Annotated in this window: 27 protein-coding genes; 21 read left to right on the top strand and 6 right to left on the bottom strand. The window is 70.4% G+C overall.

Translation table 11 applies throughout. From position 1 onward, the window contains the following. Window positions 1-28: 28 nt before the first annotated feature. The 3 genes from rpsG to ACIQFX_RS05770 form a co-directional block, all read right to left on the bottom strand. Window positions 29-499 carry a 30S ribosomal protein S7 gene (gene rpsG / locus ACIQFX_RS05760; protein WP_015035567.1) on the bottom strand — a complete coding sequence of 157 codons (471 nt, stop codon included), beginning with the start codon at window positions 497-499 and terminating at the stop codon, window positions 29-31. 2 nt (window positions 500-501) lie between these two features. Then, window positions 502-873: a 30S ribosomal protein S12 gene (gene rpsL, locus ACIQFX_RS05765; protein ID WP_003948652.1), complete on the bottom strand. Its 372-nt coding sequence runs from the start codon at window positions 871-873 to the stop codon at window positions 502-504. 300 nt (window positions 874-1,173) lie between these two features. Then, window positions 1,174-1,623 (bottom strand): helix-turn-helix domain-containing protein, encoded by a 450-nt coding sequence (locus tag ACIQFX_RS05770; protein WP_367827700.1) that lies wholly within the window; start codon window positions 1,621-1,623, stop codon window positions 1,174-1,176. A 255-nt stretch (window positions 1,624-1,878) separates the two neighbouring features. Between ACIQFX_RS05770 and ACIQFX_RS05775 the strand changes: the two genes are divergently transcribed. From ACIQFX_RS05775 to ACIQFX_RS05785, 3 genes are read left to right on the top strand one after another with little or no spacing between them, the layout of a single operon-like run. Continuing rightward, complete coding sequence (locus ACIQFX_RS05775) at window positions 1,879-2,154, top strand: WhiB family transcriptional regulator (RefSeq protein WP_367827699.1); 276 nt, start codon at window positions 1,879-1,881, stop codon at window positions 2,152-2,154. After that, window positions 2,147-2,977, top strand: coding sequence for a hypothetical protein (locus tag ACIQFX_RS05780; protein WP_402459200.1), 831 nt, complete (start codon window positions 2,147-2,149; stop codon window positions 2,975-2,977). The genes ACIQFX_RS05775 and ACIQFX_RS05780 overlap by 8 nt, the downstream gene beginning before the upstream one ends. Beyond that, a complete protein-coding gene (locus tag ACIQFX_RS05785; RefSeq protein ID WP_402459201.1) occupies window positions 2,971-3,174 on the top strand; it encodes a hypothetical protein in 204 nt (67 codons plus the stop codon). The genes ACIQFX_RS05780 and ACIQFX_RS05785 overlap by 7 nt, the downstream gene beginning before the upstream one ends. Before the next feature lie 52 nt (window positions 3,175-3,226). Here ACIQFX_RS05785 and ACIQFX_RS05790 read toward each other — a convergent pair whose 3' ends face one another. Further along, complete coding sequence (locus tag ACIQFX_RS05790) at window positions 3,227-4,054, bottom strand: hypothetical protein (protein WP_402459203.1); 828 nt, start codon at window positions 4,052-4,054, stop codon at window positions 3,227-3,229. A gap of 460 nt (window positions 4,055-4,514) precedes the next feature. Here ACIQFX_RS05790 and ACIQFX_RS05795 point away from each other — a divergent pair, with 460 nt between their 5' ends. The 4 genes from ACIQFX_RS05795 to ACIQFX_RS05810 all read left to right on the top strand — a co-directional run bounded on the left by ACIQFX_RS05795 (window position 4,515) and on the right by ACIQFX_RS05810 (window position 6,540). After that, a complete protein-coding gene (locus tag ACIQFX_RS05795) occupies window positions 4,515-4,925 on the top strand; it encodes a hypothetical protein (RefSeq protein WP_402459204.1) in 411 nt (136 codons plus the stop codon). A 199-nt stretch (window positions 4,926-5,124) separates the two neighbouring features. Beyond that, window positions 5,125-5,736 (top strand): phage tail protein, encoded by a 612-nt coding sequence (locus tag ACIQFX_RS05800; protein ID WP_402459206.1) that lies wholly within the window; start codon window positions 5,125-5,127, stop codon window positions 5,734-5,736. A gap of 88 nt (window positions 5,737-5,824) precedes the next feature. Beyond that, window positions 5,825-6,115, top strand: a complete 291-nt coding sequence (locus ACIQFX_RS05805) for a hypothetical protein (RefSeq protein WP_402459208.1) — start codon at window positions 5,825-5,827, stop codon at window positions 6,113-6,115. A gap of 230 nt (window positions 6,116-6,345) precedes the next feature. After that, window positions 6,346-6,540 carry a hypothetical protein gene (locus ACIQFX_RS05810; protein ID WP_402459209.1) on the top strand — a complete coding sequence of 65 codons (195 nt, stop codon included), beginning with the start codon at window positions 6,346-6,348 and terminating at the stop codon, window positions 6,538-6,540. Window positions 6,541-6,601: 61 nt separating this feature from the next. Here the strand turns inward: ACIQFX_RS05810 and ACIQFX_RS05815 are convergent, their stop codons facing one another. Beyond that, on the bottom strand, window positions 6,602-7,444 hold the full coding sequence (locus tag ACIQFX_RS05815; RefSeq protein ID WP_402459211.1) for a hypothetical protein: 843 nt from the start codon (window positions 7,442-7,444) through the stop codon (window positions 6,602-6,604). Window positions 7,445-7,748: 304 nt separating this feature from the next. Between ACIQFX_RS05815 and ACIQFX_RS05820 the strand changes: the two genes are divergently transcribed. From ACIQFX_RS05820 to ACIQFX_RS05885, 14 genes are all read left to right on the top strand, one after another. Then, window positions 7,749-7,961 (top strand): hypothetical protein, encoded by a 213-nt coding sequence (locus tag ACIQFX_RS05820; protein ID WP_402459212.1) that lies wholly within the window; start codon window positions 7,749-7,751, stop codon window positions 7,959-7,961. Window positions 7,962-8,053: 92 nt separating this feature from the next. After that, on the top strand, window positions 8,054-8,962 hold the full coding sequence (locus tag ACIQFX_RS05825) for a hypothetical protein (protein WP_402459214.1): 909 nt from the start codon (window positions 8,054-8,056) through the stop codon (window positions 8,960-8,962). Between the two features lie 30 nt (window positions 8,963-8,992). Then, window positions 8,993-10,201: a phage tail protein gene (locus ACIQFX_RS05830; RefSeq protein ID WP_402459215.1), complete on the top strand. Its 1,209-nt coding sequence runs from the start codon at window positions 8,993-8,995 to the stop codon at window positions 10,199-10,201. Then, a complete protein-coding gene (locus tag ACIQFX_RS05835; protein ID WP_402459216.1) occupies window positions 10,198-11,445 on the top strand; it encodes a tape-measure protein in 1,248 nt (415 codons plus the stop codon). Before ACIQFX_RS05830 ends, ACIQFX_RS05835 begins: the two co-directional genes overlap by 4 nt. 182 nt (window positions 11,446-11,627) lie before the next feature. Then, window positions 11,628-12,551, top strand: coding sequence for a phage distal tail protein (locus tag ACIQFX_RS05840; RefSeq protein ID WP_402459218.1), 924 nt, complete (start codon window positions 11,628-11,630; stop codon window positions 12,549-12,551). A gap of 122 nt (window positions 12,552-12,673) precedes the next feature. Further along, window positions 12,674-13,867 (top strand): hypothetical protein, encoded by a 1,194-nt coding sequence (locus ACIQFX_RS05845; RefSeq protein WP_402459220.1) that lies wholly within the window; start codon window positions 12,674-12,676, stop codon window positions 13,865-13,867. Between the two features lie 49 nt (window positions 13,868-13,916). Next, on the top strand, window positions 13,917-15,107 hold the full coding sequence (locus ACIQFX_RS05850) for a hypothetical protein (RefSeq protein WP_402459222.1): 1,191 nt from the start codon (window positions 13,917-13,919) through the stop codon (window positions 15,105-15,107). A 31-nt stretch (window positions 15,108-15,138) separates the two neighbouring features. Then, entirely contained in the window at window positions 15,139-16,275 is a 1,137-nt protein-coding gene (locus tag ACIQFX_RS05855; protein ID WP_402459224.1) for a hypothetical protein, read from the top strand. Window positions 16,276-16,287: 12 nt separating this feature from the next. Continuing rightward, entirely contained in the window at window positions 16,288-17,403 is a 1,116-nt protein-coding gene (locus tag ACIQFX_RS05860; RefSeq protein ID WP_402459225.1) for a hypothetical protein, read from the top strand. Next, on the top strand, window positions 17,403-17,978 hold the full coding sequence (locus ACIQFX_RS05865; RefSeq protein WP_402459227.1) for a hypothetical protein: 576 nt from the start codon (window positions 17,403-17,405) through the stop codon (window positions 17,976-17,978). The genes ACIQFX_RS05860 and ACIQFX_RS05865 overlap by 1 nt, the downstream gene beginning before the upstream one ends. Before the next feature lie 43 nt (window positions 17,979-18,021). Further along, window positions 18,022-18,417: an ATP-binding protein gene (locus tag ACIQFX_RS05870; RefSeq protein WP_402459229.1), complete on the top strand. Its 396-nt coding sequence runs from the start codon at window positions 18,022-18,024 to the stop codon at window positions 18,415-18,417. Window positions 18,418-18,480: 63 nt separating this feature from the next. After that, complete coding sequence (locus ACIQFX_RS05875) at window positions 18,481-19,392, top strand: peptidoglycan-binding protein (RefSeq protein WP_402459231.1); 912 nt, start codon at window positions 18,481-18,483, stop codon at window positions 19,390-19,392. A gap of 22 nt (window positions 19,393-19,414) precedes the next feature. Next, window positions 19,415-19,651 carry a hypothetical protein gene (locus ACIQFX_RS05880; protein WP_402459232.1) on the top strand — a complete coding sequence of 79 codons (237 nt, stop codon included), beginning with the start codon at window positions 19,415-19,417 and terminating at the stop codon, window positions 19,649-19,651. Next, entirely contained in the window at window positions 19,638-19,901 is a 264-nt protein-coding gene (locus tag ACIQFX_RS05885; protein ID WP_402459233.1) for a hypothetical protein, read from the top strand. Before ACIQFX_RS05880 ends, ACIQFX_RS05885 begins: the two co-directional genes overlap by 14 nt. A gap of 70 nt (window positions 19,902-19,971) precedes the next feature. On the opposite strand, the gene ACIQFX_RS05890 is transcribed toward ACIQFX_RS05885, so the two are convergent. Further along, complete coding sequence (locus ACIQFX_RS05890) at window positions 19,972-23,871, bottom strand: DNA-directed RNA polymerase subunit beta' (protein WP_366304543.1); 3,900 nt, start codon at window positions 23,869-23,871, stop codon at window positions 19,972-19,974. Between the last annotated feature and the right edge of the window lie 63 nt (window positions 23,872-23,934).

Here is a 23,934-nt window from a genome sequence, read left to right on the forward strand (position 1 = left end):
CTTCTCTCGGTCTCGATGTGGGTTGCGACTACCAGCGGTAGTGCGCGAAGGCCTTGTTGGACTCGGCCATCTTGTGCGTGTCCTCGCGCTTCTTGACCGCAGCGCCAAGACCGTTGGAGGCGTCGAGGAGCTCGTTCATGAGGCGCTCGGTCATGGTCTTCTCGCGACGGGCGCGGGAGTAACCGACGAGCCAGCGGAGGGCCAGCGTGGACGCGCGGCCCGGCTTGACCTCGATCGGCACCTGGTAGGTGGCACCACCGACACGGCGGGACTTGACCTCGAGGGCCGGCTTGACGTTCTCGAGAGCGCGCTTCAGCGTGATGACCGGGTCCTGGCCGGTCTTCTCGCGAAGACCCTCCATGGCGCCGTACACGATGCGCTCGGCGGTGGAACGCTTGCCGTCCAGCAGGATCTTGTTGATCAGCGAGGTGACAAGAGGAGAGCTGTAGACCGGGTCGATGATGACCGGGCGCTTCGGGGCGGGGCCCTTACGAGGCATTCTTACTTCTCCTTCTTGGCGCCGTAGCGGCTGCGAGCCTGCTTACGGTTCTTGACGCCCTGCGTGTCGAGGGAACCGCGGATGATCTTGTAACGAACACCCGGCAGGTCCTTCACACGGCCACCGCGCACGAGCACGATGGAGTGCTCCTGCAGGTTGTGACCCTCACCCGGGATGTAGGCCGTGACCTCGATGCCGGAGGTCAGACGCACACGCGCGACCTTACGGAGCGCCGAGTTCGGCTTCTTCGGGGTGGTCGTGAACACACGCGTGCAGACGCCGCGACGCTGAGGGGAACCCTCGAGTGCGGGCGTCTTGTTCTTCTCGACCTTGTCCTGCCGGCCCTTACGGACCAGCTGCTGGATCGTAGGCACTACTTCTCCGGTTTCTGTGTGCCGTCGGTACAACTAACCTGGAACATTCACCGACCCACGCGGTCGGGTGTGTCGAATCTCGCGGACCTCCGCACGAGGCGGAAAAGGCGCGGATCACGGTGGCCGATATATGACTCGCCGTGCGGTTGAGGACACGCACACGAGCCCAGGCACACCCCAGGCACAAGGCATGAGCGTACCTACCGCACGGACTCCGGTCAAAACAAATGCCCGCACGCGCGGAGTCCCGGCGGCCCCCGGGGAGGGCCGCCGGTCGCAGGCGGTGGCGGTCGGTCGCGGTCAGTCGCGGGCGGTGCGCCTCGGCTCGACGGCCGCGGGGGCGTCGGCACCCTCGGCGTCGGGCTCCAGGAACTGGTTCACGACCTTGACGAAGACACCCAGGCGCTCGTCGGGCACGCCGAGCCAGCGGGCGAAGTCCTCCATCGTCGGCTGCCAGTCGCTGGGCGGCAGCAGGTCCGCCGCCAGCGGGAGCTCCTCGGGGGACACCCGGCCCGACCGGATCAGCATGTCGCGGACGGACACCCCGAGCAGGGGCGCGATCCGACGCATGGTCTCCAGGTCCGGCATGCTCTGCCGCTGCAGCAGCCGCGTGACGGCGGCGCGGTGCACTCCGGCCTCGTCCGCGATGCGGGACTTCCCGCCGCCGCGGGGGCTGTCGATGTCGTATCCGCGCGCCCGCATCAGGCCTTCGACCCAGCCTGCGAACTCGTCGAGCCCTTGAGTGCTCATCTGTCTACCGCTCCTCGCTCCCCCACCCTCCGGATCCCATACCTTAGCGTGCTTGCGCGCACGGAATTACGTGCTTTCGGGCACGCAATCGTGTCGAATCGGTGAAGGGCGGGTCGCGGCGGTGGTGATTTTTGTTGCGCGCTCGCACGCAACGTGTAAGTCTGGCTCGCCGCCGCACTCGTCGGCCCCCTGAGCCCCAGGCGCCCCACCGGCCCCATGGAGCCCCGGCGGGCCCCGGACCGTGGAGAAACTCCCTTGTTCCAGCCCGACCCGTCCCCCTGGCAGGCCTCCGCCGCGTGCGCCGGCCTCTCCCCGTCCGTCGTCTTCGCCCGCCGCGCCAAGGAGGCGGCCCCGGCTCTGCGGGCCTGCGCCGACTGCCCCGTACGCCGCGAGTGCGAGGCCGCGGTGGCCCCGGCCGAGAGCTACTTCGACGGCGTCTGCGCGGGCCGCCTCTGGCGCAACGGCCGCCCCGCCGACGCCCAGCGCGTCGCGAAGGCCGTCGCACTGGTGGGGAGCGGCCGCCGTGGCTGACCACACCGAGAACGAGGGCACCGCCGCGGGCGCCCACCGGCCCGGCGCGTCCACTCCGACCGACGCCCCCCGCCCCGACACGTCCGCCCAGGCCGACGCGGGCCGGGCCGTCGAGGTCGTGCTGCGTGACGTCATGCTCTGGGCCGCCTCCCTCGTACGACAGTTCCCCGAGCTGTCCGAGGAGTTGGCGCCCGGTCGCCGCTCCCCCGCGGGCACCGCGCCCACCGCGCCGCACCCGGGCCGCGACGAGCTGATCCGCGAGGAGCGGCGCGAGGCGCTGCTCCTCGAACAGCGGCACGGGCTCTCCGTCCCCGGCCACGGCGCCGCCCCGATCCGGCTGCACATCTCCGACGCCATCCGGGACATCACCGACGGCGTGGTGGAGCTGGAGGAGGCGGTCTGCGCCCGGCTCACGCTGCCGCGGCCGCGCCGCGCGGGAGTGATCGAGCGGCTGCGCCGGATCGTCGGACTGCTCGACGCCGTCGCCGGGCACCCGGACCTCGCCCGGCACGTCCGGGACGAGATCCGGCGGATGGCCCGCCGCTGCGCCCGCACGCTCGGCGACGCGGAGACGGTCGTACGGGTGACGGGCCGCTGCCCCTGGTGCGACTCGGTGTCGCTGCGGGCCTTCCCGGACCGCCGGGCGGTGCTGTGCGTGAACCCGGCGTGCGTCTGCACGGACGCGGCGTGCGGCTGCCAGGACGACCCCGCGTACCGGCACCTGTGGGCCGAGGACCGGTGGGAGGAGCTGTCGGAGGCCTCGGGGACGCGTACCGAGGAGATCGAAGCGGCGATGGACGACACGAAGGAAACCGGATGCTGAGCACGCCCGCACTGCCCGCACTGATCCCCGGGCCGCTCGCCGCCGAGGAGGCGGGCGTCGCGCCCGCCACGATCCGCAAGTGGGTCCAGCTGGGCCATCTGCGGGCGGCGGGCCGGGCCGGCCGGGCCCAGCTCTTCCGCCTGGAGGACGTCTTCGCGGCGGAGCGGCTGGCCCGCCGCCGCCCCCGTACCGCCTGACCCCCCTCCCCCTGCGAAGCGCCCCGCGTCCCTCCGGACGCGGGGCGCTTCGTCATGCCGCCAGGAAGGCGCGCAGGGAGCGGACGAGGTCGTCGGCGAACCGTTCCCGCACCGCCTCGGGCACGCGGTCCAGGGAGAGGTACGGGTTGAGGTCCTCCAGTTCGACGAGGAGCAGCTCCCCGCCGGGGGCGCGGCAGGCGTCGACGCGCTGGATGCCGTGGTCGAGGGTGTTCCAGTCGATGAAGCGGCGGGCGAACGCGAGGTCCTCCGCGGTCGGTTCGTACGGTTCGAGGACCCAGCGGCGCTCCGGGTCGGGGGCGTACAGGGCGTACTGGAAGACGTCGTCGACGAAGTAGAAGGACACCTCGTACCGGAAGTCCACGCGCGGCTGGACCAGGAGCTCGCCGTAGGAGAGGCCGGCGAGTTCCCCGTACGGCAGGAACCGCAGGCCTATCGAGTCGGCGCCCGCCTTCGGCTTGACCGCGTACAGCTCGGACTCGGGCAGCAGGTGCAGGTCCTCGGCCCGGTCGACGGTGGGGATGACGGGGTGGCCGACCGCCGTCAGGTCGAGCAGGTACTGCTTGCCGGCCATGTCGCCGCGGCCGTGCAGCGGGTTGTAGACGCGGGTCCCGAGTGCGGTCGCCCGCTCGCGGAAGGCGTCGTACTCCTTCCGGTGGCCCAGGACCGGACCGCTGTTGCGCACGACGACGGCATCGAAGCCCGTCATGAGCGCGGCCGCGTCCAGCGGGTGGCACAGGGCCAGGTCGAAGTCGGCCCGCAGCCGGGCGGTCAGCTGGATGTCCTCGTCGCAGTACCGCCGCCCCCTGGCCGGGTAGGCGAGGTCGGTCACGTACAGCAGGCGGGCGCGGTCGGCGGACACGGGCGGCTCCCTCGGTTCGGTGGCGGCCAACCTATCGAGGGGTCGGGGGGCGCGTTTCCCGGGGTCCGGAGCGCGGGACCTGCGCCGGAGCAGGGCCTGAGCAGGGCGGGACCGGCGGCGGGACCGGCGGCGGGACCGGTGCCGGAGCAGCACGGGGCCGGCGGCGGGACCGGTGCCGGAGCGACGCGGGGGCAGCGCCGGAGCAGCAGGGGACGGGCACGGGGCCGGCACCGGAGGAGCACCTGAGACGCGCCTGAGAAGCACCGCACCCAGAACTAGTTGCGTGCGCGCACGCTCTCTGTCACAGTTGGTGCAGCGGCGGAGCTGCGCCCGCAGGACGGGCAGCAGCCTCCGCCGTTCGCCGTCCAGGAGCGCTACCGCGCCCCGCCCCCCCCTCCCGCCGGAGCGCCCCGGACGGCACCCCCTCCCGCACCCGTCCGCTCTCCCGAGGAGAACCGTCATGACCACTCCCCCGAGTGCTTTCCCGGACGTCGAGAAGCTGGTCGTCGACGTCCTCAAGGCCGACCCCGCCCTCGCCGGCGCGACCATCGCGGTCAACCCGCCGGCCGGCTTCGACGGCACCCAGAGCGCCGTCCTGGTCAACCGCCGCGGCGGCGCCTGGATCGGCGACGAGCACATCGACAAGCCGCTCATCGAGTTCGAGGTGTACGGGCCGAGCAAGACCGCCGCCCACGTCCTCGCCAACGGCGCCCGGCGGGCGCTGCTCGCCACCATCGGCAAGCAGCTCGGTGCCGACAACCTCGTCCACGACGTCGAGGAGCAGGACGGGCCGCGCTGGCTTCCCGACTACCTCTACCGGGGTGCGAACCGCTACCTCTGCGTCATCCGCCTCTCCCTGACCGTCTTCTGACGATCACTCCCCCGAGCGTCGCCGCCGCCCCGAGCGGCTCCCGAGCGCCGCTCACCCCCCGATCGCCCCCCGAGCCCGTACGGCTCCCTGACGGGCGCTCACCCACAGACCAGGCCTCGCCGTCCGGCGGGGCCTTTGCCGTACCCGGACCCGACGTCCGGGGCGGCGCAACCCATCCCAACCCAAGGAGAAACCCACCATGGCTGGAAACAACTCTGCCGAGATCCGCGTCGCAGGTACCGGCAAGCTCTACGTGGCCGACGCCGGCACCTCCGCCCCGGCCACCTTCGGCACGGACTCCGCCACCGACTGGTCCGGCGCGGGCTGGAAGGACCTCGGCTTCACCTCCGGCGACGGCGTGACCTTCTCGAAGAAGGACAAGCTGGAGGCCATCGACTCGTGGCAGTCGGTCTCCCCGATCCACTACATCTACTCGAGCCGTGACCTCTCGCTGAAGTTCTCGCTGCTGCAGTTCAACGAGGACACGCTGCCCTTCTTCATGGGCGGCGACGCCGTCAAGGCGGAGCCGACGCCGGCCGTCGACACCTACCGCTACGAGATCGCCGAGCGCCCGTTCGCCGACGTGCGTGCCCTCGGCCTGGAGTTCACCGACGTCAAGGCCGGTGGCACCACGGCGGTCCGCTACCGCTTCATCATCCCGCGCGGTCAGGTCACCGCCACCGACGACATCAAGCTGGCCCGCAAGGCCGCGTCCCAGCTGGGCATCACCTTCAGCGCGATGTCGCAGGGTGACGGCAAGCCGCTGGCGACCTTCCTCATGAAGGACAGCCAGTACTCCGCGACCGTCTGATCCCTCTCCCCCCGGGGCGGGGCGGCCCACCGCCGTCCCGCCCCACCCCTCTCCTCTTCACACATCCGAACAAGGAGTACGCATCACCATGGCCCGTTTCGACGTCAACGCCGCCCGCGCCCAGCGACAGGAGGCCCACGGTCGCAAGTGGTCCTTCGAGCTGGACGGCGAGGCCTACACCCTTCCGACCGAGCTCAGCCGCGCCACCGCCAAGGGGCTGCGCAAGCTCGACGACAACGACGTGGACGGCCTGCTCGCACTCCTGATGGGTGAGGAGCAGTTCAACCGCTTCGAGCAGCACGACGTCACCATGCAGGACATCGCCGCCATCCTGGAGGCCTACGGCAAGGAGACCGGGCTCGGCCTGGGGGAAGACTGAGCCTCGTCGAGTTCGTCGACGAACACGCCGAGGCCATTGAGGCGGACTTCATCCGCTATTACGGGGTCGACATCCTCGACTGGCACCGCGGGGAGCTCTCCAGCCGCCGCGTCCTGGCGCTGATCAAGCATCTGCCACGGGACAGCGCCGTACAGCGCGAGCTGCACGGCGAGGCCGCCGAGTGGTCGATCACCGACCATCTGCTCGCGGCCACGGTGGACCATCTGGCCATGTCGAACTGGATGTTCGCCTGTGTCAACCAAGGCGAGGACTCCGACCCGCCGGAGGCACCGACGCCCGTTCCCCGTCCGGGCGACTCCGCCAAGGACGAGGACGGAGAGCAGGCGGACCAGGAAGGGCGGAGCCCGTCCACCGAGGAGGGCGAGGCCGTCTCCCCCCAGGCGATCGCACGCTTCTTCGGTTGATCCCCGCGGCCCCCGGAGCTCCTTCCCGTCAGGGAGTGGGCTCCGGGGGCGCTTCTTCCCGTCAGGGAGTGGGCTCCGGGGGCGCTTCTTCCCGTGCCCGTTCGGCGGTCATGTCCTTCTCCAGGGCCCTGGCCCGGTCGGACAGCCTCCGCCCCTTGCTCGCGCGCGCGTCCGGGTCGCCCGGGTCGGCGTCGCGGCGGTCGGCGGACGGTCCGGCCTGGACGGGCACCCCGGCCAGCGGCGGCACGATCGGCCGGCCGCCCTTGCCGCGCACGACCTTCCGCACCGGCTGGACGTTCCGGCGGGCCCGGCTCTCCTGGGCGGTCACGAGGACGTCCGGCTCCGGGTCGTGCTCGGGTTCCTTCTGGTGCTCGGGCTCCGGCTCGCCTCCGGTCCGCTGTCCCGCGTCGGTTCGCCGGCCGGCGGCAGGGCGCTCTTCGGGTTCGGCCCGCGGTCCCGCTTCGGAGCGCTGTTCGAACAGTTCTCGTTCCCTGCGTACGCGCTCCTCGGCCTCGACGACGGCCGCGGGCGGTTCGAGGAGCCGGGCGAAGGGCAGCGCGATGACCCGGGCGCCGCCCTCCTGGCCCGCGTCCGTGCGGCGCTGGGGCCGGCGGATTCCACGCGCGTCACCCTGGCCCTGCGCGTAGGCGTCGGCGACGCGCTTCTCGTACTCCCTGCGGATACGGGGCAGTTCGTCCGAGACGGCCTCGGCCCAGCCGGACGTGAAGGCGGTCGTCTCGCGGCGGTCGACCTCGGTCCGGGGGATCACGACGAGTTCGTCGGGGGCGTACCCGGAGACGTGGACGAGCTCCGAGAGGTAGGCGAAGAGGTGGGGCAGATCGGGGTGGGCCGCGAGCCAGTCGACGACCCGCTCCCGGCGGCCAGCGCCCGGCTCCGTATCCATGCGTCAGTACTGCCTTCCAGCCCCCTGGGGTCCCCGCGCGCCCCTCGCGCCCCTCGCCCCCCAAGGTGGTCCGGTCCGGGGAACGCGCCCTCCAGGTTACCCGGTCGAACTCATGACCGTTTCAGCCGCCAACGCGTTCGGAAAACGCGCAAGAAGACAGACCGTCAGGCGTTTCCCGCTCGACAAACATCGAACAGATGTTCCACACTCTGTTCGCACAGCAGTTCGAACACGTGGTGCCCCCGCTCCTCACTCCGCGGCGCCGCCACACACGCACGGGCAAGCAACCGGAAGGCAGGCGTCCATGACCCAGCAGGCCGAGGCATCGCAACCGCAGATCCCTCTCCAGGACCGCCTCCGCCAGCTCCTCGACGGACCCGTCGCCCTCGACAAGAGAGCGTTGCTCGGCACGCTGTACGCCGAGGTCTCCCGCTGCGAGACCCTCGCGTACACCGCCGGCTGGAACGACGCCCTCGCGACGACGCGCCGCGCCCCCCGACGGGACCAGGACGCCTAGCGCGCCGGCTGCCCCCGCACGAACGAGCCCTTGCCATCACCGGCAGGGGCTTTTCGGCGCTTGGCCCTCACGGGCCGGAAGCGGAGCATTCCATGGCAGAACCAACCAATGCCGATGTCCTCGACAGCATCGCCCGACTCCGAGCCGCCCTCACCAGCGATTTCGCCCCACCCGGCAAGGCCCCGGTCTCCGAGCTCAAGCACTCGCTCGTGGAGAACTCCCCCAGGATCACCACCGAGGAGTTCATCAAGAACCACTTCTCCGAGATCTTCGGCCAGATCAAGGCGATGAACGAGGAGGTCGTGAAGACTCCCTGGCAGGAGATCATGGAGCTCCTGGGGTTCGACAAGATCGTCAAGGGCATCGAGGAGTTTTTCAAGGGCGGCTTCATGGCAGCCTTCTCCGCGCTGCTCCTGGGCGTGGTCCAGCTCATGCTGCCCGTCATCCTCATCGCGTTGGGCGCGGTCGTCATCGGGGCGATCCGCTGGGCGATGACGAAGGCCATGAAGGGCAAAGTCATGACCATGAACGGGCCCAAGGGCCCGTTCGCAGTCGAGAAGCTCGAAGACGTCCAGAAGCGCGAGGCCCGGAAGGCCAACGGCGGCACCAGTCTCGCCGACCTCGTGAGCGACCCGGCCAACGCCGCGAACGCCCGGAAGCTGCGTGAACAACTCGTCCCGCTGAACAAGGCGGTGGACAGGTTCGACAAGCTGGCCCCCACCTTCCTGGACCTGTTCCGCAAGCTGCCGAGCGAGCGCAAGGCCAACAAGGCGGCACTGGGCGTCGAGAGGATCAGCGACGCCGTCAAGCTGGTCGACCGTCCGGCGCTGAAGGAAGTCACCGAGAACATCGAGAAGCTCAACAAGCCGACGGGCCTGGCCAGCACTGTCACGAAGATGGGCGAGCTCGTCACCAAGACCGAGACCCTGCGCGACAAGTTCAACGGCCTCAAGGGCGCGGTCAGCAGCCTCGACCAGATCATCACCGGCACCGCCAGCTGACCCCCACCACCCCGAAAGGAGGTAAACCCCATGTCTCTCGTCAGTTCCCTCAAGAAGTCCTCCGACGCCCTGCGCACCCTCAAGACCCAGGCGTCCGGAACCGGTTCCTCGGTCAAGAAGGTCGGCGACTCCGGAAAGTCCGCGGCCGGCCAGCTCAAGACGCTCAAGACCAACGCCCAGGGCTCCGGCACCCAGCTCAAGAACCTCAAGACCGCCTCGGAGCAGGCCGAGCGCGCCATGAAGAAGGCCGGCGACACCGCCCAGTCGGCCGGCGGCAAGCTCGGCAAGTACGAATCCGGCGCCGGCAAGGCCGCCAAGGGCCAGGACAAGCTCAACAAGTCCATGAAGGGCAACATCCTCGCCCGGCTGCTCGAACTCTTCATGCCGCTCATCGAGAAGATCGTCGAGATGGCGGCGCGCTCGAAGACGATGCAGACGATCCTGAAGAAGGCGTTCAGCGCCATCAAGAGCGTCATCAGCTCCGTCATGAAGGCCGTCGGGCCGATCATGAAGAAGGCCGGATCGCTGATCAAGACGGTCTGGAACGGCATCAAGAAGGCCATCTCCACCGTCGTGAAGGCCGTCGCGACCGTCATCAAGACCTACGTGAAGATCTGGAAAACGGTCATCACCACGGTCATGAAGGCGATCAAGGCCGTCATCAGCACGGTCTGGAACGGCATCAAGGCCGTCATCACCCCCGTGGTCAACTGGATCAAGACCGCGATCCCCAAGGCGTTCAGCGCCGTCAAGGACAAGATGTCGTCCATCTGGAACGGCCTCAAGGACATCGCGTCCCGGGCGTTCGACGGCATCAAGAACGGTGTGAAGGGCCCGATCAACTCCGTCATCGGCCTGATCAACGGCATGATCGGCAGCCTCAACCGGGTCAAGGTCAGCGTCCCCGGCTGGGTCCCCCTCGTCGGCGGCAAGACCTTCGGCGTCAACCTGCCGACCATCCCCATGCTCGCCACCGGCGGTGTCGTCATGCCCCGCCACGGCGGTGTCCCGGCGATCCTCGCCGAGGCCGGCGAGGCCGAGGCCGTCCTCCCGCTCTCCAAGCTGGACCGGCTGCTCGCCCTCACCGCGCGGCGCGCCCGCACGGCCCCTGGCCCCCACGGCGTGGGCGCCGGCGCCGGGCTGCACATCGAGCACTACCACGCGGCGCGGAACAGTGACCCGCACGCGACCGCCGACGCGCTCATGTACCTCGTGAAGGCGCGTGGAGCACGGGCATGAGTGCCGCGCTCGCCGCCATGCCGAAGTTCCGGCTGGCGATCCCGCCGATGAACAACGTGCGGGCGGGTCTTGACGGAGCGACCGGCTCGCTGAAGAAGCTCAAGCAGGACGTCCAGCGGGCGGCGACCGGCATCGCCGGCTTCGCCACCGCGGCCCGCGACGCCGCAGCCCCGCTGCGCACCCTGGGCCAGAACGCCTCCGGCGCCTCCACCGCCGTGGGCAGGATCCGCCGGTCCACGGCGCCCACCCGCGTCAAGCGGATCGGCACCGCCGCCGGCAAGGCCCGTACCGCCGTGGGAAAGATCGGCACCGGAGTCGGGGCGATCCTCGGGCTCCTCCTGCCGCTGCTGCCCATCGCCGACCTCCTCGGTGGCCTGATGGGCACCTTCGGAACCGTCATGACGGTCGCCTCCGTCGCGATGACCGCCGTCAACGTCGCCATGCGGGCCAACCCGCTCGGCTTCCTCGTCGGCATCATCGTGCCCGTCGCCGCCGCGCTCATCGAGTACGCGATGAGCACGGAGACGGGCCAGCGGATCATGAGGCAGGTCTTCGACAAGGCGCTGAAGGGCTTCCAGGCCGTCTGGAACTTCCTCCAGCCGTTCATGAAGGCCGTGGGCCAGGCCGTCGGCACCTACGTCAAGGCGTACCTGACCGTCTTCACGACGGCGCTCAGGATCGTCGGATCCGCCATCGGCGGCATCGCGAAGATCGGCTCCACCGTCTCCGCCGCCGTCCGGGCGCTCCGCACGATCGCCTCGAACACCCTGGGCGGGGTCAAGAACGCCGTACGTCCGATCGTCGAGTGGGTCACCTCCAAGGTGCCCGGCTTCTTCCGTACCGCCAAGGACGCCGTGTCCGGGGCCCTGCGCGGCATCGGCGACCTGGTCAAGGGCGGTCTGAGCGCGGTGCTCGGAGTCGTCAAGGGGCCGATCAACGGTCTGATCGCCTTCGCCAACTGGATCATCGACGGCCTGAACAAGCTCAGCGTCAACATCCTGGGCAAGAAGTTCGGCGTCGACCTCGACAAGATCCCGATGCTCGCCGAGGGCGGCGTCGTCTTCCCCGGCGCCGCCGACGCGCCGCGCATCGACCCGCTCTCCGACCTGGAGCACCGCCGCGTCCCGGCCCTCACCGAGGCGCCCCGACCGCCGCACCGCGTCCGGGACTTCCACGAGGAGCCCGGCGCCGGCCCCCGGTCGACCGCCGAGGACCTGCTGTTCCTCGCGACCGCCCACCGCTGACACCGCCCACCGCTGACACCGCGCCCGGACCCGCGCCCGTCCGCCCACCGCTGACACCGCGCCCGGACCCGCGCCCGTCCGCCCACCGCTGACACCGCGCCCGTCCGCCACCGCCGACGCCGCGCACCCACCCGCGCCCGTCCGCCCACCGCCGACCCCATCCCAAGTGAGGTGACGGCCCCATGGCCGAGACCACGACCCCGTATGCCGGAAACTCCTACTCCGCCGACCTCGCGCCCGGCTCGCTCATCACCCAGGACGGGCAGATGCAGTGGGCCGGGCTCCTCATAGGCCCCGGCACCCCCTTCAACGTCGACAAGTCCGGTCTGACGGGCTGGGAGGACCTGCCGGAGTACGACTCCTCCGACGCCGACCGGCCCACCTCCCACGGCGCCTGGCCGGGCGCCCGGTACGCCAAGCCCCGCAAGGTCGGCGGCACGATCGTGCTGATGCCGGAGTACGGCGGCACCCCGGAGGCCGTCCGGGCCCTGCGGCAGTCGCTCGCGCTCCTCGACGAGGAGCGGTGGCTCACCGTCCGACTGCACGGCGAACTGCTCACCGTCCGAGCCCGCATCGCGCAGCGCGTGGTCCCGGCCGACCAGGGCTTCGCCACCCAGGGAAGCTCCCGCATGTCGGTGCAGTGGCTGGCCACCGACCCCCGCCGGTACGTCGTCAACGAGCAGGTCGCCACGACCAGTCCCCCGCAGCCGGAGTCGGGGCTCACCTGGCCGCTGGCCTGGCCGCTGAAGTGGGGCCAGGCCAAGAGCACCGGTGACGCCGTCATCGAGAACACCGGTTCGGCCCCGACGCACCCGGTCATCGTCTTCCGCGGCCCCTGCTCCATGCCGTCCGTCACCGAACGGATCAGCCGGCGCCGGCTGCGGTACGCGATCGACCTGACCGCCGGCGACGAGCTCACCGTCGACACGCGTGCGGGCACGGTCACGCTCAACAACTCCGCCTCCCGCCTGCACACGGCGATGGCCGACTCCACCCCGGAAGAGCTGTTCGTGCTCGACCCGGGTCGCGCCGACCTGTCCTTCCGCCCCGAGTCGGGAACCGAGGACGCGCTGATGACCGTGCGCTGGCGCAGCGCCGAGTGGTGACCGGGAGGCACTGACCGGCCGCCGGCGGCCACGGCCGCCCCCGGGCGCCGAAGCCGCCGGCCGTCGGCGGTGCCTCCGCACCGACCGTCCCGACCCGACCCGACCTTTCGGAGATGTGACCCATGACCGTACGCGCCGCTTGGCTCCAGTCCACCGGCCAGACCCGCGAGGACACCCGCCTGACCCTCGCCGCCCTGCTCACCCCCAGCGGCCAGAGCGCCGCGGAGACCCCGCTGCGCTCGCGGGCGGGCATCGTGCCGGGCGGTTTCCTCCTGACCGGCAGCGCGGCCATGCAGGCCACCATCGGTACCGGCCGCGCGATCGTCCAGGGCAACGACACCGCCCAGGGCGCCTACCTCGTCGCCGTCACCGCGCCGGAGAGCTTCACGATCGCGGACGGAGACCCGCAGTACGACCGGATCGACCTCATCGAACTGGCCGTGGTGGACGAGGCCTACGACCAGACGACCCCCACCGAGGCGGTCGTCCGGCTGATCAAGGGCACCCCCGAGGCCACCCCGACCGTCCCGCAGACCGGGGTCGGCAGCACGATCCCGCTCTACACGATCAGGGTCCCGAAGGGCACCTCGGCCGGCACCGGCGGCATCGCCTGGGCCACCGCCGTCACCACCCTCCACTGGCCCGTCGTCGCGCTCGGCGGCATCATGCCGACCAGCGGCTTCAAGGGCGCCTACGTCGGCCAGTACCGGGACACGGCCGGCCTCCTCCAGCGCTGGGACGGCTCGACCTGGGTCTCGTACCCCCAGGCGATCGGCGGCGTCGCCCCGCTCAGCACGACCAACGGCACCTACACCGGCCAGTTCCGGGACAACGGCGGCGGTCTGGTCCGCTGGAACGGTTCCGGCTGGTCCTTCGTCCAGGGCGCCTCGACCTACATACTCTCCGCCACGCAGTGGCAGACCACCCAGCAGCAGAGCATCGCTCCCAACACCTGGACCGTGCTCAGCCTGCCCACCGTCGAGGTCGACAACGCCACCGCCTGGACCTCGGGCACCACCTACGTCGTGCCCCGCACCGGCTGGTGGCGGGTCTCCGCGCACGCCACCTGGGCCAACGACTCCCAGACCGGCATGCGCGGCGCCCGCATCCTCGTCGCCGGCGTCGGACAGGCCCGGCTGACCTGGCTCACCCCCGCCGGCAACGGCGCCATCTCCGTGGGCGGCAGCGGCCTGGTCCGTCTCGTCGCCGGCGAGACCCTCCAGCTCGCCGGCTTCCACAACCACACCGCCGCGATCAAGACCCTCGGCGGCTCGGGCTACGCCTGCAGCCTCTCCGCCGAATGGGTCAGGTCCTGACCCGCCCGACCGCTGAACCGCCCCCCGACTCCTCGAACGGAGAAACCCCATGAACCTGCGCAGCAGCTGGGTCACCGAGACCGGCCAGACCCGCGAGGACACCCGTCTCACCCAGACCGGTGCCACCACCATGACCGACCCCGTCAAGGTCCGCTCCGGCATCCTGCCCGGCTCGTACGACGGCCAGTACCGGCTCTCCGGCTTCTGGACCTTCGGCTCCGCCGCCATGTCGGCGACCGTCTCCGAGGGCCGGGCCGTCATCCAGGGCGAGGTCTCCCAGGGTGCCTTCCCCGTGACCCTGCCGGCCTCCGAGGTCGTGACCTTCGCGCCGGGCAACGCCCAGTACCGGCGCATCGACCTCCTCGTCCTGCGGATCCACGACAAGCTCTACGACGGCGGCGAGCGCACCGAGGCCACGCTCGAGATCATCCAGGGCGCGCCCGAGCAGGACCCGAAGGTCCCGCTCATCCCGCCGCGCTGCCTCCCGCTGTACGAGGTGCTGGTCCCCGCCGGCGCCAGCGCGGGCAACGGCGGTATCCCGTGGGCCAGTTCGCTCAAGGACCTGCGGACCCCGATCGTCGCCCTCGGCGGCATCCTCCCGGTCGAGGGCGCGGTCCTGCCGGGCGCCTACCCGGGCCAGTACCAGGACGCGGCCGGCGCGCTCCAGCGCTGGGACGGAGGTACCTGGGTGTCGTACCCGTCGGCACTCGGCGGCATCATCCCGTCCTCCGCGTCCACCACCCCGGCCAGCTACACGGGCCAGTACCGCGACTCGACGGGCGGTCAGCTCCAGCGCTGGAACGGCACGGCGTGGGCCCCTGCGGTGCCGGGGCCGTACTTCGTCGACAACGGCGACTACGGCGACACCACCTCGACCACGTACACCTCGACGCTCGCCGGCCGCGCCACGAACCCGCTCACGGTCAGCTTCGTCGCCCCGCCGTCGCGGGCCGTCGCGGTCAGCTTCGGCGCCAAGATGCGGTCGACGAGCAACGACCACTACGCGTACATGGCACTGAAGCTCACCCAGGGCGCGACCGTCGTCAACGACGTCGACGACGACTACGCGGTGATCGCCGCCAGCCAGAACATGATCTCGGCGGCCAACACGCGCCGCTACTCCAACCTGACCGCGGGCGCGACGTACACGCTCACGGCCTTCTTCCGGGTGATCACCAACACCACCACCCTCAAGGCCGGCTTCGACAACACGTTCATCAAGGTCGACCCGCTGCCGTAGTCCGGATCCACCCACCCCACAGGAGAAAACCATGGCACTGCGCAGCGGCTGGCTTCCGCCGACCGGGCAGACCCGTGTCACCACCCGACTCACCGCCCACGGCGCCACCACCCCGGTCGACCCGCTCGCCTCGCGCTCCGGCATCCTGCCGGGCTCGACCGGCGGGACGTACCGGGTCGGCGGCTTCGCGATGACCTCCAGCGGCCCGATGACCGCGACCGTCCAGCAGGGGCGCGCGGTCGTCCAGGGGCCCTCGGCCCAGGGCGCGTACCCCGTCACCCTCGACGCGGACACCGTCCTCACCTTCGGGGACGGCGACCCGCTCAACCCGCGCATCGACCTCGTCGTCCTGCGCGTGTACGACGACGAGTTCGACACCCTCACCCGGAGCGAGGCCGCCCTGGAGATCGTCAAGGGCCAGCCGAAGGCGCAGCCGGAAGCCCCGGCCGCTCCCCCGCTCTCCCTCGTCCTCTTCACGGTCAAGGTGAAGGCCGCGGCCTCGGCCGGAACCGGCGGCATCGACTGGGCGGGCGGGGCGATGACCGACCTGCGCGCCACTCTCGTCGGCGTGGGCGGCATCCTGCCCGTCTACAACAACGCCGGCGTTCCCGGCTCCTACCCGGGCCAGTACCAGGACAACGACAACGCCCACTACCTCCAGCGGTGGAGCGGCAACGGCTGGGTCGCCTACCCCAAGGAGATCGGCGGCATCGCCCCCAGCGGGATGCTCTCCGTCGGCGGCTACACCGGCCAGTTCCGCGACAACAACGGCACCCTCCAGCGCTGGAACGGCACCTCGTGGGCCAACTACCAGCCGCCGGTGGAGGTGGAGACGACCTCCAGCGGCGCGACCGCGCTGCCCGGCTGGACGGTGGTGTCCCTCTCCGCCCGGCGCTCCCGGGGCCTCGCCACCATCCTCCTCACCGTCACCCGCAGCGGCGCCACCATCACCGTCGACAGCGCCGGCAACCTCACCGACGAGCCGCTGTGCACCCTGCCGACCGGCTGGCGCCCGGCGTACGACTACGAGGCCTCCGCGTGCGACGGCTTCGGCAACGGCGGCGCGTACATCTCCAGCAACGGCCAGGTCAACCTGCGCACCTGGTCGTCCAACGGCACGCTCACCGCCAACCGGAACGTGCGCATCTCCGCGACCTACGTCCTGTAAGGGGGCTGTCCCATGGCACTCGACACGCCCTACCGGGCCATCTTCTGCGACCTCTGGACCGACACGACCCTCGACATCCTGCCGCTGCGGGACGTGTCGTTCGAGGACTACATCGGCCGGGCCGGCTCCCTGTCCGGCACGGTTCCGATACCCGACAGCTCCATCGCCGAGCGGGCCCACCGGATCAAGCCGGGCCGCACCACGGTCTACCTGGAGCGCGGCGGAGACCTGTGGTGGGGCGGCATCGTCTGGACCACCAACCTGCAGTCCAGCGGCCGAGGCGTGGTGACCCTGGGCATCCAGGCGGCCACCTTCGACTCGTACGCGGCCCGGCGCCGCATCCGTACGGACGCCTTCAAGACCGAGTTCACCCAGCCGACCGACCAGTTCGTCATCGCCCGCAGCCTCTGGAACAGTCTGTCGGCGGGCCTGGGCAACAGCGGTATCGAGGTGGGCGACTGGGAGGAGAAGTCCGGCGTCACGCGGACGGTCTCCTACCGGCACGGCGACGAGACGGTCTACCAGGAGGCCCTCGACCAGCTCGCCTCCCAGGACAAGGGCTTCGAGTACCAGGTCCTCGTCTACCGCGACCCGAACGACAACGGCAAGCGGGTCCGCCAGCTCCGGCTCGGCTCGCCCATCCGCACCGGCGCCACCGACATGATCTTCGACCGGCCGGGCGTGATCCTGTCGTACTCCTTCTCGGACGACGCCACCCGCGGCGGGACCGTGGCCCTGGCCCGGGGCGCCTCGACCAACAGCAACGCCGGCGCGGAGTCCAGGCCGACCCTGTCCGACCTCCGCCGGCCGCAGAACCCGCTCCCGGACCTCTGGCCCGAGATCGACCTCTCCTCGGACCACAACGAGGTGAGCGACAAGGCCACGCTGAACTCGCTCGCCCAGGCCGCGGTCGACGCGCCGTGGGGGGCCGTGCAGATCCCGGAGATCAGCATCCGGCTCGGCGGGATCGTCCCCCCGGCACTCCTCGGGCGCACCGCCCGCATCCGCATCACCGACGAGTGGCACCCGACGGGTCTCGACGCCCGCTACCGCATCGTCGGCGTCAAGGTGAAACCGGCCGAACGAGGCAAGCCGGACACCGCCGAACTCGCACTCGAGGAGAGCTGATGGCCCTGCTGCCCGAGGACATCATCGACCGGCTGATCCAGATGGAGCGCCGGATCCAGGCCCTGTCCACAGCGGTCAACACCCGTCCTCTCATCAACGAGATCCGTCCCGACCCGGACGCCCCCGCCACCAACAAGCCGGTCCTCCGCGTCTTCGACGGCTACAACCACGAGCTCTTCGCCGACGACATCACGACCGGCGGCCTCGCCAGGCCGTGGCTGCAGCTGATGCCGCCGGTGGACCACGTGAACGTGGCGAAGTGGCCGTCCACCACGAGCACGTCCTTCACCGCCATCGCGCAGTCCTTCAACCCGGTCTGGCAGCCCAAGATGCGGCTGGCGATGGTGACGAGGGCGTCCAGCGGCGCGACCGGCCTGGTGAAGGTCATGGTCGACGGCCAGCAGTTCGGCCCGACCGTGAACGCCGGGCAGTCGTTCGACCACACCGCTCTGCTCCCGGTCGACCTGCCGACCAAGTTCGGCAAGGTCATGACCGTCGAGATCCACGCCCAGGTCACCAGCGCCTCCGGCACGGTGTACGCCCAGCCCGTCAGCATGTACGGCACCCAGACCTGACCGTCCGCCCACCCCGGCCGACGAGGCCGTAGAGGAGCACACCATGAACATCGACCCCACCCAGCCCTGGGGCGTGGCCATCGACTACGCCGGCCGCGCCTCCGTCACCGAGAACGGCCACACCCTCTCCATACGCGTCTACGACACCGGGCTCGGCTACACCCTGGAGCGGGACCCGTTCACCGGCGAGTACCCGTCGGTGTACGTCCAGGCGGACTTCGCCAGGAGCGGCCCGGGTGACGCCACCCTGCGCGGCTACGGCCTGGCCGTCGTCGAGGCGAGGAACGGCGTCCCCGCCGTGCCCGACCCGACCGCCGTCCAGCGGGCCGTCGCCGCCGCGCTCGCCGACTTCGAGGCCCGCCGGGCGGCCTACGCCTCGCTCTGCGCGACCTGGGCCCCGGCTCCGGAGCCGGCCCCGGAGCCCGAGCCGGCCCCGTAACCCCCCTGCCCCACCCGTACGCCCGCCGCAGTGCGGGCCTTTTTCATGCCTGGAGGACACCAGATGGCCACTCCCCTGTCCGCGGACCGGTTCCTCGCCGCACTCCGCGCCGAAGGCGTCAACGTCGTCGAGCACCCCGGCTGGCGCACCCACAACCGCAACCACGTCGGCACCTGGGGACCGGTGGTCGGCGTCATGATCCACCACACCGTCTCCACCGGCACCGCCTCCTCCGTCGAGCTCTGCTACAACGGCTACGACGGGCTGCCGGGACCGCTCTGCCACGGCGTCATCGCCAAGGACGGCAGCGTCCACCTCGTCGCCTCCGGCCGCGCGAACCACGCCGGCGGCGGCGACCCGTCGGTCCTCCAGGCCGTCGTGACCGAGACCTACGGCGACCGGCCGCCGGCCCCGCGCGAGCACCAGGGCAGCAGCAACGCCGTCGACGGCAACGCCCGCTTCTACGGCTTCGAGTGCATCAACCTCGGCAACGGCGCCGACCCCTGGCCGGCCGCCCAGCTCGACGCCATCGAGCGGGTCTCCGCCGCCCTCTGCCGGGCCCACGAGTGGGGCGCCAAGTCCGTGATCGGCCACCTGGAGTGGTCCGACTGGAAGAGCGACCCCAAGGGCTTCGGGATGCCGACGATGCGCGACCGGGTCCAGGCCCGGCTCGGCAAGGCGCCCGTCAAGAACGCCCCCGCCGCCGGCAAGCCGGCCGCCCCCCGCCTCCAGCCGTTCCCGGGCTCCTCGTTCTTCCGCAAGGAGACGAGCTCCCCGGTCATCACGGCCATGGGCCGCCGCCTCGTCGCCGAGGGCTGCTCCGCGTACACCGTCGGCCCGAGCCCCCGCTGGGGCGAGGCCGACCGGCTCAGCTACGCGAAGTGGCAGCGCAAGCTCGGCTTCCGCGGCTCCGACGCGGACGGCGTCCCCGGCGCCGCCTCGTGGAACGCGCTCAAGGTCCCGTACACGAAGTAACCCCCCACCAAGGAGCACACCGATGTCCGATGCCGCCAAGCGCACGGCCCGCACCGTCCTCCAGTCCGCCGTCGGCATCGCCGTCGTCCTGCCCGCGATCGTCGACGCCTCCGGCATCCCCGCGACCCTCCCCTGGGTCGCGGGGGCGCTGGCCGTCGCCGGCGGGCTGGCCCGTGTGATGGCCCTCGACGTCTTCCAGCAGCTGCTGCCGTCCTGGCTGCGGCCGACCCAGGGCGGCGGTGCCGATGACCGAGTCTGACCCGAACGACCCCGTCGCCGTCGCCCTCGAACTGGAACGGCTCCGGGGCACGCTGGAGGCCGGTTTCGCCCGCGTCGACGGCTCGCTCGCGCTGCTCGTCCAGCGCAGTGACCAGACCGACAAGCAGCTCGCCGACCACGAGGCCCGCCTCGACTCCCTGGAACGCGCCCGCTGGCCGCTGGCCAGCATCGCCGCGCTGACGGCGAGCGCGGGCGTCCTCCTGGCGGTCTGGGAACTGGCCGCGCGCTGATCCCCCTCCCCGGGGAAACGCCGAAGGGCGGCCACCCCCACGGGGTGACCGCCCTTCGGTTTCGCACTACTTACTGGTTGTACGGACCGTAGTCGTAGTCCTCCAGCGGAACGGCCTGGCCGGAGCCCGAGCCGAACGGCGAGTAGTCGATGTCGTCGTAGCCGACGGCCGAGTACATCGCGGCCTTGGCCTCCTCGGTCGGCTCGACCCGGATGTTGCGGTAGCGGGACAGACCCGTACCGGCCGGGATGAGCTTACCGATGATGACGTTCTCCTTGAGGCCGATGAGGCTGTCGGACTTGGCGTTGATCGCCGCATCCGTCAGGACTCGGGTCGTCTCCTGGAAGGACGCCGCCGACAGCCACGACTCGGTGGCGAGCGAGGCCTTGGTGATACCCATCAGCTGCGGACGGCCGGAGGCGGGGTGACCGCCCTCGGTGACCACACGACGGTTCTCGGTCTCGAACTTCGACCGCTCGACCAGCTCGCCCGGCAGGAGCTCCGCGTCGCCGGACTCGATGATCGTCACGCGGCGCAGCATCTGCCGGATGATGATCTCGATGTGCTTGTCGTGGATCGACACGCCCTGCGAGTTGTAGACCTTCTGGACTTCGCCGACCAGGTGGACCTGGACCGCGCGCTGACCGAGGATCCGGAGCACGTCGTGCGGGTTGGTGGCACCCACGGTGAGCTTCTGGCCCACCTCGACGTGGTCGCCCTCGCCCACGAGCAGACGGGCACGCTTCGAGATCGGGAACGCCGTCTCGTCGGTGCCGTCGTCCGGGGTGACGACGATCTTCTTGGTCTTCTCGGTCTCCTCGATGCGGACGCGACCGGCCGCCTCGGAGATCGGGGCGACACCCTTGGGCTGACGCGCCTCGAAGAGCTCGACGACACGCGGCAGACCCTGGGTGATGTCGTCACCGGCCACACCACCGGTGTGGAAGGTACGCATCGTCAGCTGGGTACCGGGCTCACCGATGGACTGGGCGGCGATGATGCCGACCGCCTCACCGATGTCGACCAGCTTGCCGGTGGCGAGCGAACGGCCGTAGCAGAACGCGCAGGTACCGACGGCGGACTCACAGGTCAGGACCGAGCGGGTCTTGACCTCCTCGACGCCCGCGTTGACCAGGGCGTCGATGAGCACGTCACCCAGGTCGACGTTGGCCGGCGCGATGACCTTGCCGTCGACGACGACGTCCTCGGCGAGCATCCGCGCGTACACGGAGGTCTCGACGTCGTCCGTCTTGCGCAGGACACCGGCCTCGTCCTTCGCCGCGATCCGCAGCTTCAGACCGCGCTCGGTGCCGCAGTCCTCCTCGCGGATGATGACGTCCTGCGAGACGTCCACCAGACGACGGGTCAGGTAACCCGAGTCGGCGGTACGCAGGGCGGTGTCGGCGAGACCCTTACGGGCACCGTGCGTGGAGATGAAGTACTCGAGGACGGTGAGGCCCTCACGGAACGACGCCTTGATGGGACGCGGGATCGTCTCGTTCTTGGCGTTGGACACCAGACCACGCATACCGGCGATCTGACGCATCTGCATCATGTTTCCTCGGGCACCCGAGTCAACCATCATGAAGATGGGGTTCGTCCGCGGGAAGTTCGCGTTCATCGCCTCGGCGACCTCGTTGGTCGCCTTGGTCCAGATCGCGATGAGCTCCTGCGTGCGCTCTTCCTTGGTGATCAGACCGCGCTCGTACTGCTTCTGGACCTTCTCGTCCTGCGCCTCGTAGCCCTTGACGATCTCCTTCTTCGCCTCGGGAACGACGACGTCGGAGATGGCCACGGTGACGCCGGAACGGGTCGCCCAGTAGAAGCCGGCCGCCTTCAGGTTGTCGAGCGTCGCCGCCACGATGACCTTGGGGTAGCGCTCGGCGAGGTCGTTGACGATCTCGGAGAGCTGCTTCTTGCCGACGGAGTAGTCGACGAACGGGTAGTCCTCGGGCAGCAGCTCGTTGAAGAGCGCGCGGCCCAGGGTCGTCCGCAGACGGAACGAGTCACCCTGCTGCCACTCCGGCTCGCCCTCCTCGGCGACCGGGGGAACCCAGCCACGGGGAGCGACGGTGCCGACGGGGAAGCGGATCTCGATCTCCGACTGGAGCGCGAGCTCGCCGGCGTCGAACGCCATGATCGCCTCGGCCGTGGAGCCGAACGCGCGGCCCTCGCCCTTGGTGTCACGGAGCTCGCCGTCGGTGGTCAGGAAGAACAGACCGAGGACCATGTCCTGGGTCGGCATCGTGACCGGACGGCCGTCGGCGGGCTTCAGGATGTTGTTCGAGGACAGCATCAGGATGCGGGCCTCGGCCTGCGCCTCCGCGGAGAGCGGCAGGTGGACGGCCATCTGGTCACCGTCGAAGTCCGCGTTGAACGCGGTGCAGACGAGCGGGTGGATCTGGATGGCCTTGCCCTCGACCAGCTGCGGCTCGAAGGCCTGGATGCCGAGGCGGTGCAGCGTGGGCGCACGGTTCAGCAGGACCGGGTGCTCGGCGATGACCTCTTCGAGGACGTCGTACACGACCGTGCGGCCGCGCTCGACCATCCGCTTGGCGCTCTTGATGTTCTGCGCGTGGTTCAGGTCGACCAGGCGCTTCATCACGAACGGCTTGAAGAGCTCCAGCGCCATGGCCTTCGGCAGACCGCACTGGTGCAGCTTCAGCTGCGGACCGACGACGATGACGGAACGCGCGGAGTAGTCCACACGCTTGCCGAGCAGGTTCTGACGGAATCGACCCTGCTTGCCCTTCAGCATGTCGCTGAGGGACTTCAGCGGACGGTTGCCGGGGCCCGTGACCGGGCGACCGCGACGGCCGTTGTCGAAGAGGGCGTCGACCGCCTCCTGGAGCATCCGCTTCTCGTTGTTCACGATGATCTCGGGGGCACCGAGGTCGAGCAGACGCTTCAGACGGTTGTTGCGGTTGATCACGCGGCGGTACAGGTCGTTCAGGTCGGAGGTCGCGAAGCGGCCACCGTCCAGCTGCACCATCGGACGCAGGTCCGGCGGGATGACCGGCACGCAGTCGAGAACCATGCCCTTGGGGCTGTTCGCGGTCTGCAGGAACGCGGAGACGACCTTGAGGCGCTTGAGCGCACGGGTCTTCTTCTGGCCCTTGCCGGTACGGATGATCTCGCGGAGGCGCTCGGCCTCCTCCTCCAGGTCGAAGGACTCCAGGCGCTTCTGCAGCGCCGCGGCACCCATCGAACCGTCGAAGTACGTGCCGAAGCGGTCACGCAGCTCGCGGTAGAGGAGCTCGTCGCCCTCCAGGTCCTGGACCTTGAGGTTCTTGAAGCGGGACCAGACCTCGTCCAGACGGTCGATCTCGCGCTGCGCGCGGTCGCGCAGCTGCTTCATCTCGCGCTCGGCACCCTCGCGCACCTTGCGGCGCACATCGGCCTTGGCGCCCTCGGCCTCGAGCTCGCCGAGGTCGTTCTCGAGCTTCTTGGCGCGGGCCTCCAGGTCGGAGTCGCGACGGTTCTCGATCTGCTGGCGCTCGACGGAGACGTGCGCCTCCAGCGAGGGCAGGTCACGCGTACGGCGCTCGTCGTCGACGTACGTGATCATGTACGCCGCGAAGTAGATGACCTTCTCGAGGTCCTTCGGGGCGAGGTCCAGCAGGTATCCGAGGCGCGACGGGACGCCCTTGAAGTACCAGATGTGGGTGACGGGGGCGGCCAGCTCGATGTGGCCCATCCGCTCACGGCGCACCTTGGCGCGGGTGACCTCGACGCCACACCGCTCACAGATGATGCCCTTGAAGCGGACGCGCTTGTACTTGCCGCAGTAGCACTCCCAGTCCCGGGTCGGACCGAAGATCTTCTCGCAGAAGAGTCCGTCCTTCTCGGGCTTGAGCGTGCGGTAGTTGATGGTCTCCGGCTTCTTGACCTCGCCGTGGCTCCACTGACGGATGTCGTCAGCGGTGGCCAGACCGATCCGGAGCTCGTCGAAGAAGTTGACGTCGAGCACTATGCGTCAATCCCTCTCAGGGTTGTAAGGCTGTGGGGTCTGATACGGGGGTCCTGGGGCCGG

Source organism: Streptomyces sp. NPDC093089, from assembly GCF_044754405.1.
In the GTDB taxonomy this organism is placed as follows: Bacteria; Actinomycetota; Actinomycetes; order Streptomycetales; family Streptomycetaceae; genus Streptomyces.